A 14,129-nucleotide genomic window follows, 5' to 3' on the forward strand; every position below is an offset into this window, starting at 1 on the left:
TCACACCCGCCCCATGTGCCCCACCCGTGTCACGTTTAGCCCGCTAAAGTCGCGCGCGTCGCGTTTAGCCCGCTAAAGGCGAAGCCGGGGGCGCGGGCGGGCAGGCAGGGGGACTGGCTAGGTTGTCGTGGTGGTTTTTCAAGGAGGTCGACAGATGGCTCGTCTATTCGGTACCGACGGCGTACGTGGCCTCGCCAACGAGGAGCTGACCCCGGAGCTGGCGCTCTCGCTCGCCGCCAGCGCCGCCCGCGTCCTCGCGGCCCACGACCGTTCGCACCGACCGGTCGCCGTCGTCGGCCGCGACCCGCGCGCCAGCGGCGAGATGCTCGAGGCCGCCGTCGTGGCCGGCCTCACGTCCGCGGGCGCCGACGTGCTCCGCCTCGGCGTCCTCCCGACGCCCGCCGTCGCCTTCCTGGTCGGCGCGCTCGAAGCGGATCTCGGCGTGATGATCTCCGCCTCCCACAACCCCATGCCCGACAACGGCATCAAGCTTTTCGCGGCGGGTGGGCACAAGCTGCCCGACGGGATCGAGGACGAGATCGAAGCCGGTCTCGCCGCTCCCGTCACCCGCCCCACCGGCATCGGCGTCGGCCGGGTGAAGGACGTCCCCGACGCGGGTGACCGCTACGTCGAGCACCTGCTGTCGGCCACCCCGCACCCGCTCGCGGGCCTGCGCGTCGTCGTCGACTGCGCGAACGGCGCCTCCTCCTACGCCGCCCCCGAGGTGTACCGCAAGGCCGGCGCCGAGGTCATCGCGATCCACGCCGACCCGGACGGCGTGAACATCAACGAGCACTGTGGGTCGAATCACCCGGAAGCGTTGCGCGCCGCCGTCGTCGAGCACGGCGCCGACCTCGGGATCGCGCACGACGGCGACGCCGACCGCTGTGTCGCGGTCGACGCCGCGGGTGAACTGATCGACGGCGACCAGATCATGGCCGTCCTCGCGCTCGCCCTCGCCGAGACCGGCGAGCTGACCAAGAACACCCTGGTCGCGACCGTGATGAGCAACCTCGGGCTGCACCTGGCGATGCGCGCGCACGACATCAACCTCGTCACCACCGCCGTCGGCGACCGCTACGTCCTCGAGGAGCTCCGCGCGAGCGGGTTCGCGCTCGGCGGCGAGCAGTCGGGTCACGTCGTCCTTCCCGCCTACGCGACCACCGGCGACGGCCTCCTCACCGCGCTGCGCGTGATGAGCCGCATGGCGTCGACCGGCAAATCGCTCGCCGAGCTCGCCGCGGTCATGAACCGCCTGCCCCAGGTGCTGGTGAACGTCCCGGTGGCGGACAAGGCGGCGGTCGCCGTCTCGGCCGCGGTCCGCGACGCCGTCGGCGCCGTCGAGGCCGAACTCGGCGAAGAAGGCCGTGTCCTGCTGCGCCCATCGGGCACCGAGCAGCTGGTCCGCGTCATGGTCGAGGCCACCGCGCACGACACCGCGCAGGCGGCCGCCGACAGGCTCGCCGGAGTCGTCTCCTCCGCCTCGTAACCCCTCTCACGATCTCCCCAAGTCGCTGCGCCGGTGTTACCGGCCCGGTACATTCCGTGTGCGGATACCTAGGGGAGGGTGACGGTGGCCGGTAAAGGGCACAAGGTCGATCCAGCGCAGCTCAACGAGGCGGCGAAGGTCCTGCAGGACCTGCCCAAGCAGGCTTGCGAAGGGCCGATCGGGGCGGTCGAGCAGATCAACCTGAGCGCGGCGAGTTTCGGCCCGGCGCACGGGGATTGCTTCAGCGGGTACTCCGCGAGCATCCAGCGCCTGGCGAAGTGCGCGCGCAGCTATCTCGCGGCTTCGGACGAGTTCGGCCGCAAGCTCGCGGCGTCCAAGGACCTTTACCAGTCCAATGAGGACTCCAACGCCGCCGAGATGAGGAAGCACTGATGCCTCTCGCGGACGTCGGTGGCGACACCGGGCACGACATTCCCAGCCGGGCCGAAGTCGAGAAGATCCTCAACGACCCGAACATCGATCGCGACACCAAACGCGAACTCGCCCTCAACTACATCGACTACATCGAGGACGAGACGCCGGAAAGCTGCGGGTTCGCCAGCGAAGCCGAGCGGAACGGCTTCCGGGACTACATCAAGTCGATGAACGGTGACTGGATCACCGAGAGCGACATCGGCTCCAACGACGCCTACCTCGAAGACGTCCAGGCGGCTTACAAGACAGCGCACGAGAAGTACGACGCGAACCAGGCCGCGGGGCGGCAGGGTGATCGCGACACGCTGAACCGGGACGCGGCGAAGACCCAGGAGATCGCCGGGCGCGCCACCGAGACCGACCCGGGCTGCGCGAATTCGAACGACATCATGGTACCCGGCCTGTCGGGGTTCAAGGTCTACGAGATCTTCCACCCGCTCTACGTCCGTGCCGTGAGCCTGTCCAAGGCGGGTGGCGCCGTCGTCGCGATCGAGACCTTGCGAACGGCTTATCACGAGCAGGACAACATCCCGTTCAACCTCTTCAAGGCGAGCGCGGACGAGTTGACCGCGGTCGGCACGGCCATCGCCGGTTCGGCGCAGGACGTCTCCGGGAAGCTGGGCAATTCGCTCGGCACCTGGGAAGGCGCCGCGGCCGAGCAGGCGCGCGCCTACCAAAAGGCCTATTCGGACAAGACCGGTCTGGTCGCCGAGGCGTTCAAGGCCGCGGGTGACGGACTTCTGCGGACCAACGCCTCGGTGGGCAAATTCTGCCGGGAGAAGGTCGAGTGGCTGCAGAAGTGGTTCACCGACAACATCGACGGTGCGACGGCGCAGGACATCGAGCGGATCATCCGCATCGCCGACGGCTCGTGCAGCCACAACGACATCGTCCACTGCATCAAGTTCCTGAGTATCGACGCCAAGAACGCCTACAACAAGGACTGGGGCGACATCGACCAGAGCACCATCGACGACGTTCTCAGGCCCCAAGCGGTGGAATGGCTCGGCAAGGTCTTCGTCGGCTGGTTCGGCAAGCACATCGAGAACTTCCAGCTGGTGTGCAAGAACACGCGTGACGCGATCAACGGCGCGTGGAAGGCGTACTTCGATTCGCTCGGCCAGGTGGTCGAGAATCCGTTCGCGGATCTGGGCAAGACCCCGGAAACGGGCGGCGAGAAGCCGGTCGAAAAGCCCGCCGAGAAGGGCGGTGGAGGTCCGCCCGCCAGCGGTGGCGGTGGCCCGTCGCCCGGTGCCGGTGGCGGCCCCGGGCGCATGACGCCGAGCAACACCGTGCTCCCGGAGCCGGAGAAGCCCGAAGTCCCGAGCCAGGAGAAGAACCCGGTCACGGACAAGCCGCTCGACATCGATCCGGCCACCGGCGAGCCGTATCCGATCGACCCCCGCACGGGTGAGGCGATCAAGACCGGCACCGACGCCGCGCGACCGGAGCCGGTGACCGTCGAGCAGGGCGACCGCAAGATCTCCATGGCCGAGCCGGGTGCCGACGGCAGGATGGGCATCTCCGTCCAGGACGGCACGGGTCAGGTCAAGGACTACGGCCTCGATTTCGGCGACGGCAAGGCCGCGCCGGACGCGGCGGGCGGACCCGCGCCCCGGGACGGCGCCGAACAGCGTCCGCCGGCGACTCCTGGCCCCGACGGCAAGATCCACATCGAGGACGGCGGCCTCAAGATCACCGCGGAACGGCCGAACGGCCCCGACGGGCCGACGCTGGTGACCGTCGACGACGGCTCGGGACAGCCGTCGAAGTACACCCTGGGTGAAGACGAATCCGCGGGCGGCCGTCACACGAGCCCGGACTCCACGCCGCAGCCGTCCGGAAGGCATGCCGCGACGCAACCGGTCGAAGAGCAGGCTGTTCGCTCGCACGACGGCACGTCCGGTGGGGCCGGCGGCGGAGCACCCACGCCCGGTCAGCAGGCCGAACCGGTGGCGGCGGCTGAGGACGGTGACTCCGAATCGACGACGGCCCAATCGCTGAGCGACCCGTTCGAGGGTGGGGACAACGGTCTGGGTGACACGTCGGATCCGGCCGGAACCGGCGGCGGCGCGGCCGCTCCCTCGACTCCGTCCGGGCTCGGTTCCGCTCCGGGAGGGGGCGCCCAGGATCCGGCCGCGGCCGGGGCGGGGATGATGGGCGGTATGGGCATGATGGGCAGCGGCGCGGCCGGAGGCGGGCAAGGGTCCGGCGAAGACCAGCAGCGCACGTCCAGCGGATACCGGGTCGACGGCGGCCTGTTCGACACCGCGACGACGACGGGCAGCCGGATCAGCGGCTCGCTCGACGACGACGGCGTCATCGGCTTCCGCTAGGGGAGGATCAGTGAATCCTGAGGAAGACCTCGCCAGGCTCCGGCACAAGCTGGCCGGGTTGGAGCGCGAGAACGGCGACCGGATGTATCTGGTCGACAACCGGGCGGCCAAGGCGATCGACGAGACCAAGGCGGCGGGCGACCAGCTCAAGCAGGAAACGGGCGCGGCGCTCGCGGCCCGAAGCGAGCAGAAGCGGCGCGCGGAGGCCGCGGGCGGCTGGGAGACCGAGTCGACGCTCTCCGAGAAGGTCGAGGACGACGGCGACTTCGGGTTCGAGGAGGACGAGGCCGAGAACGAGCGCCGCGCCGGGTACCGGACGGCCGAGGAACCGCCGATCGCGTACCGGCCGCCTGCTCCGTCCGTTCCCGCGCCGCCGCGGCCCCCGCCGTCTCCGGCGCCTGTGCCGGAGGAGCGTCCGGCCGGGCGGCATCGGCGGGCGGCCGCCGCGCGGGGCGATGACGACGATTTCGCCAACACCGACTGGCTGGCGACCTGAGCGGTCACGTTCGCAGCGCCACGACCGCCCGCTCGACGCCGTGGAAGACGGCGTGCGTCTTGTACCGCACGTCCTCGGCGACGTGGTCGGGAGTCAGGATCTCGGCAAGGGCGCGAAGCGCGAATTCGCCCTCGGCGACCGCGATGCGCGAGCCGGGGCAGGTGTGCCGGCCGAGGCCGAAGGCGAGCTCTGCGTCGGGGCCCAGCGGGATGGCCAGTTTGTCCCCGGTCGTGAAGTCCGTGCCCGCCAAGGAGAACGGCGTGGTCACGCGGCGAGCGGCGAAGCGTGTCGGGGCGATCTCGTGGATCAGGCCGCGTACGTCGTCGACGGCGTTGGGGCGGCGTAGGAGTTCGAGACCGGCGAGGGCGAGGAAGTTCATGGAGTTCTCGTACGCCGCGTGGGCGAGCATCACCGGCGTGATCATCAGCTCGTCCTCGGTGATCCGGCCTGCTTCGTGCGCTTCGCGGAGCAGCGCCAGCCCGCCGCCTTCGACGGCCGTCGCCTTGAGGAAGAACATCGCGACCCTGAGCGCGGCGGTGTCGGCCCCGGCGGGCCCGCCCGACCAGACGTCCAGATTCGCGGCGGTCTCCGAAAGGTTCGTCAGCAGCTTCTCGCCGAGTGGCTCTTCCGTGCCCAGCACCGCCTCCGTCACCCTGGCCGCCACCGGCCTGGCGAAGTCGGCCACCAGGTCGAAGCGCGCACTCGACTTTAGCGGGCTAATCGTCACGCGCAGGTCTGTGAGCAGGGCGTTCGGCAGGGGCTCCACGAGGGCGATGACCTCCTTGACGACCGCGCGGAGCCGCCGGTGGTCCGCGCCGTCCATCAACAGGAGATTCGGCGTCTCGGCCGCGGCGCCGCCCGGGTTCGAGCTGAGCTCGCGGTCGCGCAGGGCCTTGACGCGGTCCGCCGGATCGTCCAGCACGAAGAAGTCGTCCACGTTCGTATGATGCCCATGCCGCGGCCGGAGGATGTGCCAGTGCGCTCAGAAGTGCCCGAAGAAGTTCTGCGGACCCCGCTCGTGCTCCGCCTGCTCGAACGCGCCGACGCCGATCGCCCGGCGTACACGCACCTCGACTGCTCGAACCGGCACGAACCCGTCGAGGACACGTTGACCTGGGCCGACCTGCTCCTGCACGTTCGCGCTGTCGCGGCGAAGCTGCGCGAGGTGATCCAGCCGGGAGACCGCGTCGCGATCACGGCGCGGCAAGACCTCTCTTACGTCGTCGCTTTCTTCGGCGCCCTGTACGCCGGGGCTGTCGCGGTGCCACTGTCCGCTCCGGACGTGCGCGCTCACCGCGAGCGGCTCGTCGGGGTCCTCAACGACTGCGACGCCGACATCTGGCTCACGTCGGACGCACTGGTCGAGCGGTTGACGGAGTTCGCCGAGGCGGAGCCGGTGCCATCGCCCCGCGAGATCATCGCCGTGGACACCCTGCCGCTGGACCCGGCCGACCAGTCGCCGCCGTCGCCGGTCTCCCCCGAAGACCCCGCCTACCTGCAGTACACCTCCGGTACGACACGATCGCCCGCCGGCGTGATCATCACGCATCGCGCGTTGTCGGCCGCCTGCTGGCAGATCTGCGACGCCTACGACGTGGACGAGCGCACCACCTGTGTCGGCTGGATCCCGTTCTTCCACGACATGGGCCTGGCGCAGCTGATCGCCGGGACGATGCACTCCGGCGGCCGGACGGTGTTCATCGCGCCGCTCGAGTTCATCCGGCGCCCGGAGCGCTGGCTGCTGCTGATGTCGTCGTATCCGAACACGCTCACCGCGGCCCCGAATTTCGCGTACGACCTGGTGACCGAGGCCGTGCCCGAGGCGAAGCGCGCCGAGTACGACCTCTCGACGGTGTCGATCGCGCTCAGCGGCAGTGAACCGGTCCGGGCGGCGACCGTCCGGGAGTTCCTCGCCGCCTACGAACCCCACGGCTTCCCGAGGGGGGCGTTCCGGCCGTCCTACGGTCTGGCCGAGGCCACCGTCTACGTCGCCAGCGGCGATTCCGGCGGACCCGTGGTGACCGAAGCGGACGGCCGGGAAATCGTCGAGATCGGCTGGCCCAGGGGACAGCGGGTCCGCGTCGTGCCTCCGCCGGATCGCGTTTTGCCCGCTAAAGTCGACGTGGGCGAGATCTGGGTCAAGGGGCCCAACGTGGCCGCCGGGTATTGGCGCCGTCCGGAGCTGACCGCCGAGGTGTTCGGCGCCGAACTCGACGGGGAAGGCGGCTGGCTCCGCACCGGCGATCTGGGCATGATCCGCGACGGCAGGCTGTCGGTGACCGGGCGCATCAAGGACCTGATCATCATCGACGGCCGCAATCACAGCCCCCACGACATCGAGGAGACGGTCGCCGCCGCGCACCCGCTTCTCGGACCCGAGCGAGTCGCCGCGTTCTCGGTCGACGGCGACGAGGGTGAAGGTGTCGTCGTGGTCGCCGAACGCGCCCGGAAGGCCCCGGACTTCGACGAAGCCGAGATCGCGCGAGCCGCCACCCGCGCCGTCGCCGAGCGGCACGACGTGCGGCTTCGTGCTTTCTTCCTGGTCAAACCCGGCGGTCTGCCACGGACCTCCAGCGGCAAGGTCGCGCGTTCCGCGGCCAGAACGCGGTACTGGACCGCGGATGGGACAGAATTCCCCCATGGCAGCTGACGGGAGCGAGTACGTCGACGAGATCAAGGCTCTCGTCTGCGAAACCTTCGACGTCGACCCGGACACCATCGACGAGAACACGCCCTTCGCCGAGATGGGCGTCGATTCCCGGCGCCGCGTCCGGCTCCTGGCGACGGTCGAGGTGGAGTTCGGAGTCGACCTCGACCTCGACGAGCTGGATCGCCTGGTCGACATCCGCGGCGCGGCCACCGTGCTCGCCGAGGCCGTCGAAGCGGGCGCGAAACCGCGAAAACGCGGTCTACCAGGCTTCTTGCGCCGAAATCGTTTGAGTTAGCAAAGGTGTGAATGTCCCTGCGGTCCGGATGACCGGTGGGTACATTCTGTGTGCATATGCGACGGCACCTGATGCCGCCGGCGTGCGTCGTAGGTAGGACAACGAGGCGGATACAGCGGGACGAAGGGGGCACCGGTCATGCCGGACGGGGGCTACAAAGCCGATTCAGAGGCGATGCTCACGGCGTCGACGTCGTTGGAGCGTGCGGCCGAGAACACGACGTCCGAGGCGGGGAAGGTAGGGCCGACCCAGGTCGGGCCCGAGAACTTCGGCCGGGTCCACAAGGACTACCAAAAGGGCTACGCCACCGGGATTCTCGCCATTTCCGACGCGATGAAGGGGTACGCGGGCCAGCTCACCCAGCTCGCCGGCGGGGTCAGCACCGCGTCGACCCGCTACACCTCATCCGACCAGGCGAACGCCGCGGCTGCCAACAAGGCGGGAGCGCAGTAATGAGTAAACCGACGCCCGCCCAGGTCGCGGAGATCCTGAACGACCCCTACATCACGCAAGGCACCAAAGACGCCTTGCTGAACCCGTTCACCGACAAGGAAGAGGCCTACAAGAAGGCCGTCGCCGAACGCGACTCGAACGCCGCGGGGGACAAGAAGCAGGCGGCCGAAACGAAGCAGGCCGACAAGGACCTCGACTCCATGTCCCGGCCGGCCGCCGGAGGTGCGACCACCAAATCCGACCAGGTGCTCGACCTCGGAAAGCCGGCACTGGACTTCTTCTCCGACTGGGCCGAGCAGGTCTGGAACAAGATGCCGGAGAAGTCGGGCGAAATCAGCTACAAGACCGACATCTGGGACCGGTTCCACGAGAACCGTGAGATCAACTTCCAGAAGATGTTCGACGAGGTCGAAGATCTCGCCGACGCGAAGAAGGCTGTCGAGCAGACCCAGAAGGACGCGACGACGGCGCTGACCACACTCTTCCACGACTGGAAGGGCGAGGGCGCGACAGCCGCGAAGGTCAAGTACGAGCAGCGGATCCAGCCCGACGCGAAAGAGCTCATCGCGCAGATGGACGGCGCCATCAAGCTGGTGCCGTCGACCATCGACAAGATCTACAGCGCGCTCAAGCTGAAGGTCGACGAAACGCTGAAGCTCCGAGTCGACAAGGTCGCCACGGCGCCGTTGTACATCGCGAAGCAGGTCGTCGAGATCGCGAACGGCAAGGTCGATTCCAAAGAAAAGCTCATGGACGTCGCGTACTGGCTCGATTCCGCGTGTCCGGGCAACAACCTCGCCGAACGGCTGCGTCACGACGACTGCGATCTGAACGACGAGAACAAGGACTACGCGATCGGGGCCGCGAAGCAGTGGCTGAAGGGCTCGTTCGCCACCGAGTTCGGTGAGCGTTTCGAGAACTTCAAGAAGCTCTGCAAGAACGCGACCGAGACGATCAACACGCAGTACCACGAGCTTTCGCGGTTCATGGAGGACTACACGAACCCGTTCCCCGCGCCGGGGTCCGAGAAGCCGCCCATCGACGACGGCAAGGGCAAGGACAAGGGCGGCGGTGGTGACACTGGTGGGGGTTCCGGTGGTGGAAGCGGAAGCGGAAGCGGCGGTGGAAGCGGGAGCGGCGGCGGCGCCAGCACCCCGCCCGCCGCTTCGGTCCCCGAAACGCCGAAGCCGGAGGACAAGCCCGCCGAGGGCATGAACCCGGTCACCGGCAAGCCGCTCGAGCTGGACCCCGAGACAGGCAAGCCGTACCCGATCGACCCGGCGACGGGCGAGGCGATCAAGGACGGTATCGACGGTCAGGACACCATGACCGTCCAAAAGGGCGACAACAAGATCGAGATGACCGAGCCGGATAAAGACGGCAAAATGGACATCAAGGTCGACGACGGCAAGGGCAACGAGAAGGACTACAAGCTCGACTTCGACGACCCGAAGGGCGAAGAAGGCAAGGACGGCAAGCCCGGCGAAGAGGGCAAGGACGGCGAGTTCGGTCCGAAGGGCACGGTCAAGGAGGGAGAGCCCGGCCCCGACGGCGTCTACCGGCCCGGCCCGGACGGCAAGATCCACATCCAGGACGGCAACCTCAAGATCACCGCCGAGCAGCCGGACGGCCCGAACGGTCCGACCGTGGTGACCGTCGACGACGGCAAGGGTGAGCCGACCACGTACACCCTCGACGAAAAGGGTGAGAAGAAGGAGCTCAAGCCTGGCGACACCCTCGAGACCGACGACCTCAAGAACGGCCTCGACGACCGGAACCCCGGCAACCCGCAGCCCGGCAAACCCGACGAGATCCGCACGATGCCCGCCCCGGCCGAGGCCGGGATGGCGCCCGGTGGTGGCGGCGGCAGTGGCTTCAGCGCTCCCGGTGGAGTCGAGGTCGGCGTCGGTGCCGAAGGGACCGCTTCGGTGTCCGCGGGGGCGGAAGCCACCGCGGGCGGCGCGTCGGGTTCCAGCGGCGATGGCACCGTTCCGACCGCCGGGGGCGGCGGTAGCTTCGAAGGCGCGATCGGCAGCCCCCTCGACGGTGGTTCGTCAGGGTCGCTGAACGAAGCAGGCTCGCTCGAAGCGGGCATGCAGTCCGGCGGCGGCGCACAGCCGGCCGGGGCCGAGGGCGGCCTCGGGATGGCTCCCGGCGGGATGGACCCGGCGCCCGCGAACGCCGCTGCCGCGAGCTCGCCCGCCGGAATGGGCGGCATGATGGGTGGAATGGGCGCCATGGGCGGCGCGGCCGGCGGTGGCGGGGGTGACACGCAGCGCGGGTCGAGCCAGTACCGCGTCGAGGGTGGCATTTTCGAGACCAGTGGCGCGGGCGGCCGGATCAGCGGCTCGCTCGATGACGAAGGCGACCGTTCGATCAGCTACGAGCGATGATCGCCTGACCGGGGAACGAGGGAGGACCGATGAGCGCTGTTGACCGGCTGGCGGCCGCCATGTCCAGGCAGGACGCCGCCATCACGGAGCAGTTGGAGCAGCGCGGGCTGCGGGAGCGGCATCTCGCCGACGCCAAGGCCCAGGCGGTGGAGACCATGCAGAAGGATGCCGCCATCCATGACAAGTACGCCGCGCACATGCAGGAGCTGGGGAAGCGGAGCAAGGAGGCGGGGGGCTGGCTGACCGGCAAGACGACCGCCGACCGCAGCCACACGATCGGCTTCGACATCGAGGACGACGAAAAGCCGGACGCCCGGTTCGCCGAGTTCGGTGCGCGGCCTGACGCGTCGCGGCCGGCGCCGCCTCCGCCGCCGCTCCCGGTCGCGCCGGGCGTGCCCGGAATGCCGGCGACCGTGGACGTCCCGCCTGCGGCGCCGACGCCCGCCGCCAGTGCCGCGGCGCCCGAAGCGCCTGGCACGCCCGCGCGTCGCCGCGGTCGTCACGCCCGTGACGACAAGGGGTTCGACGACGACGATTTCTCGAACAACTCGTGGATGGTCGACTGACCGGCTTCACGCACTTCAGGGCCCGGCTCGCCAGAGCCGGGCCCTTTCTTTTGCCCTCTGGCGCCGGATCGCGTTTCGCGGGCTAATCGCGATCCGGGGTCGGGCCGGGGGGCGTGTCGCGTTTCGCGGGCTAAACGCGATCCGGGCGTCAGGCGGCGGGTTCGTCCTGCAGCTCGATGGGGGCGCGTTTGACGTCGGCGTCCAGCAGGGGCTGGTACTTCGTCGTGCCCGTCAGGTGGGTGAGGAAGAACGCGGTGAACAGCGCCCGCGTCAGCTGCTGGGTCCCGCGATGCGGCTTCCCGTGCAGCAGCAGCTGGCTCCAGTGCCTGCCTTCGGTGACACCGAGGTGCGAAGACTTCCCGAGCGTCCGAAGCTGCACCGGCCCGCCCCACGCGTCCGCGATGGCCTCGGCATGCCCGACGGGCGGCGCGACCAGGTCTTCGCCCGCCGCGAGGTGCAGGCCGGGCGCGGTCACCGAGCGGGCCGACACCGTTGCCGGCGGCAGCGTCTGGGCCGGGGTGATGGTCGCGACCGCGCGGATCTCGGGCCGCTCGTCGTTCTCGGCGGCCTGCGCCGCGGCGAGCACTGCCGAGCCGCCGCCGGTCGAGTGTCCGGCCAGGCCGAGTTTCGCCGGGTCGACGCTGATGCCGTCCGGTCCCAGGCGGACCGTCGTGATCAAGTCGAGCGTGGTGAGCAGGTCACCGGCCAGCAGCCGGTGCGAAGGCAGCGGACCGCGCTGGGTGGCCGGGGCGGCCGCGACGATGCCCCAGCTCGCGAGGTGCCGGAGCAGGTGGCGGTAGCTCCCGGTCGGTTGCAACCAGCCGTGCCCGAACGCGATCGCGGGCAGACCGAGTCCCGAACGGGGGGTGAACACGACGCCGGGCAGTCCGACCAGGGCGAGGTTGCCGCGCAGAACCTCGTGCGGACCTGGGTGGGACAGCTCCGCGAGCAGCTGCTTGGGCTTGCTGGCCATGCTCGTGACCTTACTGCCCGCGCCCCCGTCCGGCCCGCGCGCCGCCCCGGCGTTCGCCTTTCGCGGGCCAACCGTGCTGCTTAGCGTGCCTAAGCGTCGCGTTTAGCCCGCTGAACGCAGGTGCGGGCGCCCGGGCGAAGGGGCCGAATTTCCGTCGTTAGGCTGGTGGCCGTGTGTGGAATCGTGGGATACGTCGGACACCGCCCGGCCCTGGACGTCGTCATCGGCGGCCTGCGCAGGATGGAGTACCGCGGCTATGACTCGGCGGGCGTCGCCGTTCTCGACGGCGCCGGCGCGCTGAACGTCGAGCGCAAGGCGGGCCGCCTGGCCAACCTGGAGACCCAGCTCGACAGCGTCGGCAGGGACGCCTTCACCGGCACCGCGGGGATGGGCCACACCCGCTGGGCCACCCACGGCGCCCCGGTCGACCGCAACTCGCACCCGCACCGCGACGCCTCCCAGCGTGTCGCCGTCGTGCACAACGGCATCATCGAGAACTTCGCCGCCCTGCGCGCCGAGCTCGAGGCCGAAGGCGTCGAGATGGCGAGCGACACCGACTCCGAGACCGCCGCGCACCTGATCTCCCGTGCGTACACCGAGGGCGACACGAAGGGCGACTTCGCGGCCAGCGTCGCCGCGGTCTGCCGTCGTCTCGAGGGCGCGTTCACCCTGGTCGTGACCATTGCCGACCAGCCGGACACCGTCGTCGCCGCCCGCCGTTCGTCGCCGCTGGTCGTCGGCGTCGGCGAGGGGGAGCACTTCGTCGCTTCCGACGTCGCCGCGTTCATCGAGCACACCCGCGAGGCGGTCGAGCTCGGCCAGGACCAGCTCGTCGTGATCACCCGCGATGGCTACGAGGTCACCGACTTCCACGGCGACGCCGCCCAGGCCAAGCCGTTCACCGTCGACTGGGACCTCTCGGCCGCGGAAAAGGGCGGCCACGAGTACTTCATGCTCAAGGAGATCGAGGAGCAGCCGGAGGCGCTGGCGAACACGCTGCGCGGCCACTTCGACGGCGGCCGGATCATCCTGGACGAGCAGCGCATCTCCGACCAGGACCTGCGCGACGTCGACAAGGTCTTCGTCGTCGCCTGTGGTTCCGCATACCACTCTGGCCTCGTCGCCAAGTACGCCATCGAGCACTGGTGCCGCCTCCCGGTCGAGGTCGAGCTCGCCAGCGAGTTCCGCTACCGCGACCCGGTGCTGGACCGCGCGACGCTGGTCGTCGCCGTCTCCCAGTCGGGCGAGACCGCGGACACCCTCGAAGCCGTCCGTCACGCGCGCGAGCAGAAGGCCCGCGTCCTGGCCGTCTGCAACACCAACGGCGCGCAGATCCCGCGCGAGTCCGACGCCGTGCTCTACACGCACGCCGGTCCGGAGATCGGTGTCGCCTCGACGAAGGCGTTCCTCGCGCAGATCGCGGCCAACTACCTGGTCGGTCTGGCGCTCGCGCAGGCCCGCGGCACCAAGTACCCGGACGAGGTCGCCCGCGAGTTCGCCGAACTCGAAGCGATGCCCGCCGCGGTGCAGAAGGTCCTGTCCACTGTGGACCAGGTCCGCGACCTCGGCCGCCGGATCGCCGACTCGAAGGCAGTGTTGTTCCTCGGTCGCCACGTCGGCTTCCCGGTCGCCCTCGAAGGCGCGCTGAAGCTCAAAGAACTGGCGTACATGCACGCCGAGGGTTTCGCCGCCGGCGAGCTCAAGCACGGCCCGATCGCGCTGATCGAAGAAGGCCTGCCCGTCGTCGTGGTGATGCCGTCGCCCAAGGGCCGCGCTGTGCTGCACTCGAAGCTGGTGTCGAACATCAGCGAGATCCAGGCGCGCGGCGCCCGCACGATCGTGATCGCCGAGGAGGGCGACGAGACCGTCCGCCCGTTCGCCGACGAACTGATCGAGATCCCGGCCGTCCCGACCCTGCTGCAGCCGCTGGTCTCCACGGTGCCGCTGCAGGTGCTGGCCGCCGAGATCGCCCGCACGCGCGGGTACGACGTCGACAAGCCGCGTAACCTGGCGAAGTCGGTCACCGTCGAGTAGAGACCGGAG

General features: G+C 69.6%; 12 protein-coding genes. 10 read left to right on the top strand and 2 right to left on the bottom strand.

The genetic code is table 11. The features are described 5' to 3' along the window. Positions 1 to 154 precede the first annotated feature (154 nt). From glmM to ACOCEP_RS14870, 4 genes are all read left to right on the top strand, one after another. Complete coding sequence (glmM, locus tag ACOCEP_RS14855) at positions 155 to 1,489, top strand: phosphoglucosamine mutase (RefSeq protein WP_482337799.1); 1,335 nt, start codon at positions 155 to 157, stop codon at positions 1,487 to 1,489. Positions 1,490 to 1,573: 84 nt separating this feature from the next. Continuing rightward, a complete protein-coding gene (locus ACOCEP_RS14860; protein ID WP_126736594.1) occupies positions 1,574 to 1,882 on the top strand; it encodes a type VII secretion target in 309 nt (102 codons plus the stop codon). Continuing rightward, a complete protein-coding gene (locus tag ACOCEP_RS14865; RefSeq protein ID WP_482337801.1) occupies positions 1,882 to 4,260 on the top strand; it encodes a hypothetical protein in 2,379 nt (792 codons plus the stop codon). Before ACOCEP_RS14860 ends, ACOCEP_RS14865 begins: the two co-directional genes overlap by 1 nt. 10 nt (positions 4,261 to 4,270) lie before the next feature. Further along, on the top strand, positions 4,271 to 4,756 hold the full coding sequence (locus ACOCEP_RS14870; protein ID WP_482337803.1) for a hypothetical protein: 486 nt from the start codon (positions 4,271 to 4,273) through the stop codon (positions 4,754 to 4,756). Positions 4,757 to 4,760: 4 nt separating this feature from the next. On the opposite strand, the gene ACOCEP_RS14875 is transcribed toward ACOCEP_RS14870, so the two are convergent. Further along, a complete protein-coding gene (locus tag ACOCEP_RS14875; protein WP_482337804.1) occupies positions 4,761 to 5,693 on the bottom strand; it encodes a cytochrome P450 family protein in 933 nt (310 codons plus the stop codon). Between the two features lie 15 nt (positions 5,694 to 5,708). Here ACOCEP_RS14875 and ACOCEP_RS14880 point away from each other — a divergent pair, with 15 nt between their 5' ends. From ACOCEP_RS14880 to ACOCEP_RS14900, 5 genes are all read left to right on the top strand, one after another. Next, positions 5,709 to 7,406, top strand: a complete 1,698-nt coding sequence (locus tag ACOCEP_RS14880; RefSeq protein WP_482337805.1) for a fatty acyl-AMP ligase — start codon at positions 5,709 to 5,711, stop codon at positions 7,404 to 7,406. Continuing rightward, the gene (locus ACOCEP_RS14885) at positions 7,396 to 7,701 is read left to right on the top strand and encodes an acyl carrier protein (protein WP_482337806.1); all 306 of its coding nucleotides are present in this window, start codon (positions 7,396 to 7,398) and stop codon (positions 7,699 to 7,701) included. Before ACOCEP_RS14880 ends, ACOCEP_RS14885 begins: the two co-directional genes overlap by 11 nt. Positions 7,702 to 7,839: 138 nt before the next feature. Beyond that, a complete protein-coding gene (locus ACOCEP_RS14890) occupies positions 7,840 to 8,154 on the top strand; it encodes a hypothetical protein (RefSeq protein ID WP_482337808.1) in 315 nt (104 codons plus the stop codon). Beyond that, positions 8,154 to 10,547: a hypothetical protein gene (locus ACOCEP_RS14895; RefSeq protein WP_482337809.1), complete on the top strand. Its 2,394-nt coding sequence runs from the start codon at positions 8,154 to 8,156 to the stop codon at positions 10,545 to 10,547. Before ACOCEP_RS14890 ends, ACOCEP_RS14895 begins: the two co-directional genes overlap by 1 nt. A gap of 29 nt (positions 10,548 to 10,576) precedes the next feature. Next, entirely contained in the window at positions 10,577 to 11,113 is a 537-nt protein-coding gene (locus tag ACOCEP_RS14900) for a hypothetical protein (protein ID WP_482337810.1), read from the top strand. Positions 11,114 to 11,261: 148 nt separating this feature from the next. On the opposite strand, the gene ACOCEP_RS14905 is transcribed toward ACOCEP_RS14900, so the two are convergent. Next, positions 11,262 to 12,086 carry a dienelactone hydrolase family protein gene (locus ACOCEP_RS14905; protein ID WP_125679983.1) on the bottom strand — a complete coding sequence of 275 codons (825 nt, stop codon included), beginning with the start codon at positions 12,084 to 12,086 and terminating at the stop codon, positions 11,262 to 11,264. A gap of 171 nt (positions 12,087 to 12,257) precedes the next feature. Between ACOCEP_RS14905 and glmS the strand changes: the two genes are divergently transcribed. Beyond that, positions 12,258 to 14,120 carry a glutamine--fructose-6-phosphate transaminase (isomerizing) gene (glmS, locus tag ACOCEP_RS14910; protein WP_482337812.1) on the top strand — a complete coding sequence of 621 codons (1,863 nt, stop codon included), beginning with the start codon at positions 12,258 to 12,260 and terminating at the stop codon, positions 14,118 to 14,120. Positions 14,121 to 14,129: the final 9 nt, after the last annotated feature.

The sequence above is a fragment of the Amycolatopsis sp. CA-211722 genome (assembly GCF_056828465.1).

Coding starts and splice junctions, on each gene's coding strand:
- ACOCEP_RS14865 (WP_482337801.1), top strand. CDS start 1,882: ATGCCTCTCGCGGACGTCGGTGGCGACACCGGGCACGACATTCCCAGC.
- ACOCEP_RS14900 (WP_482337810.1), top strand. CDS start 10,577: ATGAGCGCTGTTGACCGGCTGGCGGCCGCCATGTCCAGGCAGGACGCC.
- ACOCEP_RS14895 (WP_482337809.1), top strand. CDS start 8,154: ATGAGTAAACCGACGCCCGCCCAGGTCGCGGAGATCCTGAACGACCCC.
- ACOCEP_RS14890 (WP_482337808.1), top strand. CDS start 7,840: ATGCCGGACGGGGGCTACAAAGCCGATTCAGAGGCGATGCTCACGGCG.
- glmM (WP_482337799.1), top strand. CDS start 155: ATGGCTCGTCTATTCGGTACCGACGGCGTACGTGGCCTCGCCAACGAG.
- ACOCEP_RS14880 (WP_482337805.1), top strand. CDS start 5,709: ATGCCGCGGCCGGAGGATGTGCCAGTGCGCTCAGAAGTGCCCGAAGAA.
- ACOCEP_RS14885 (WP_482337806.1), top strand. CDS start 7,396: ATGGCAGCTGACGGGAGCGAGTACGTCGACGAGATCAAGGCTCTCGTC.
- ACOCEP_RS14905 (WP_125679983.1), bottom strand. CDS start 12,086: ATGGCCAGCAAGCCCAAGCAGCTGCTCGCGGAGCTGTCCCACCCAGGT.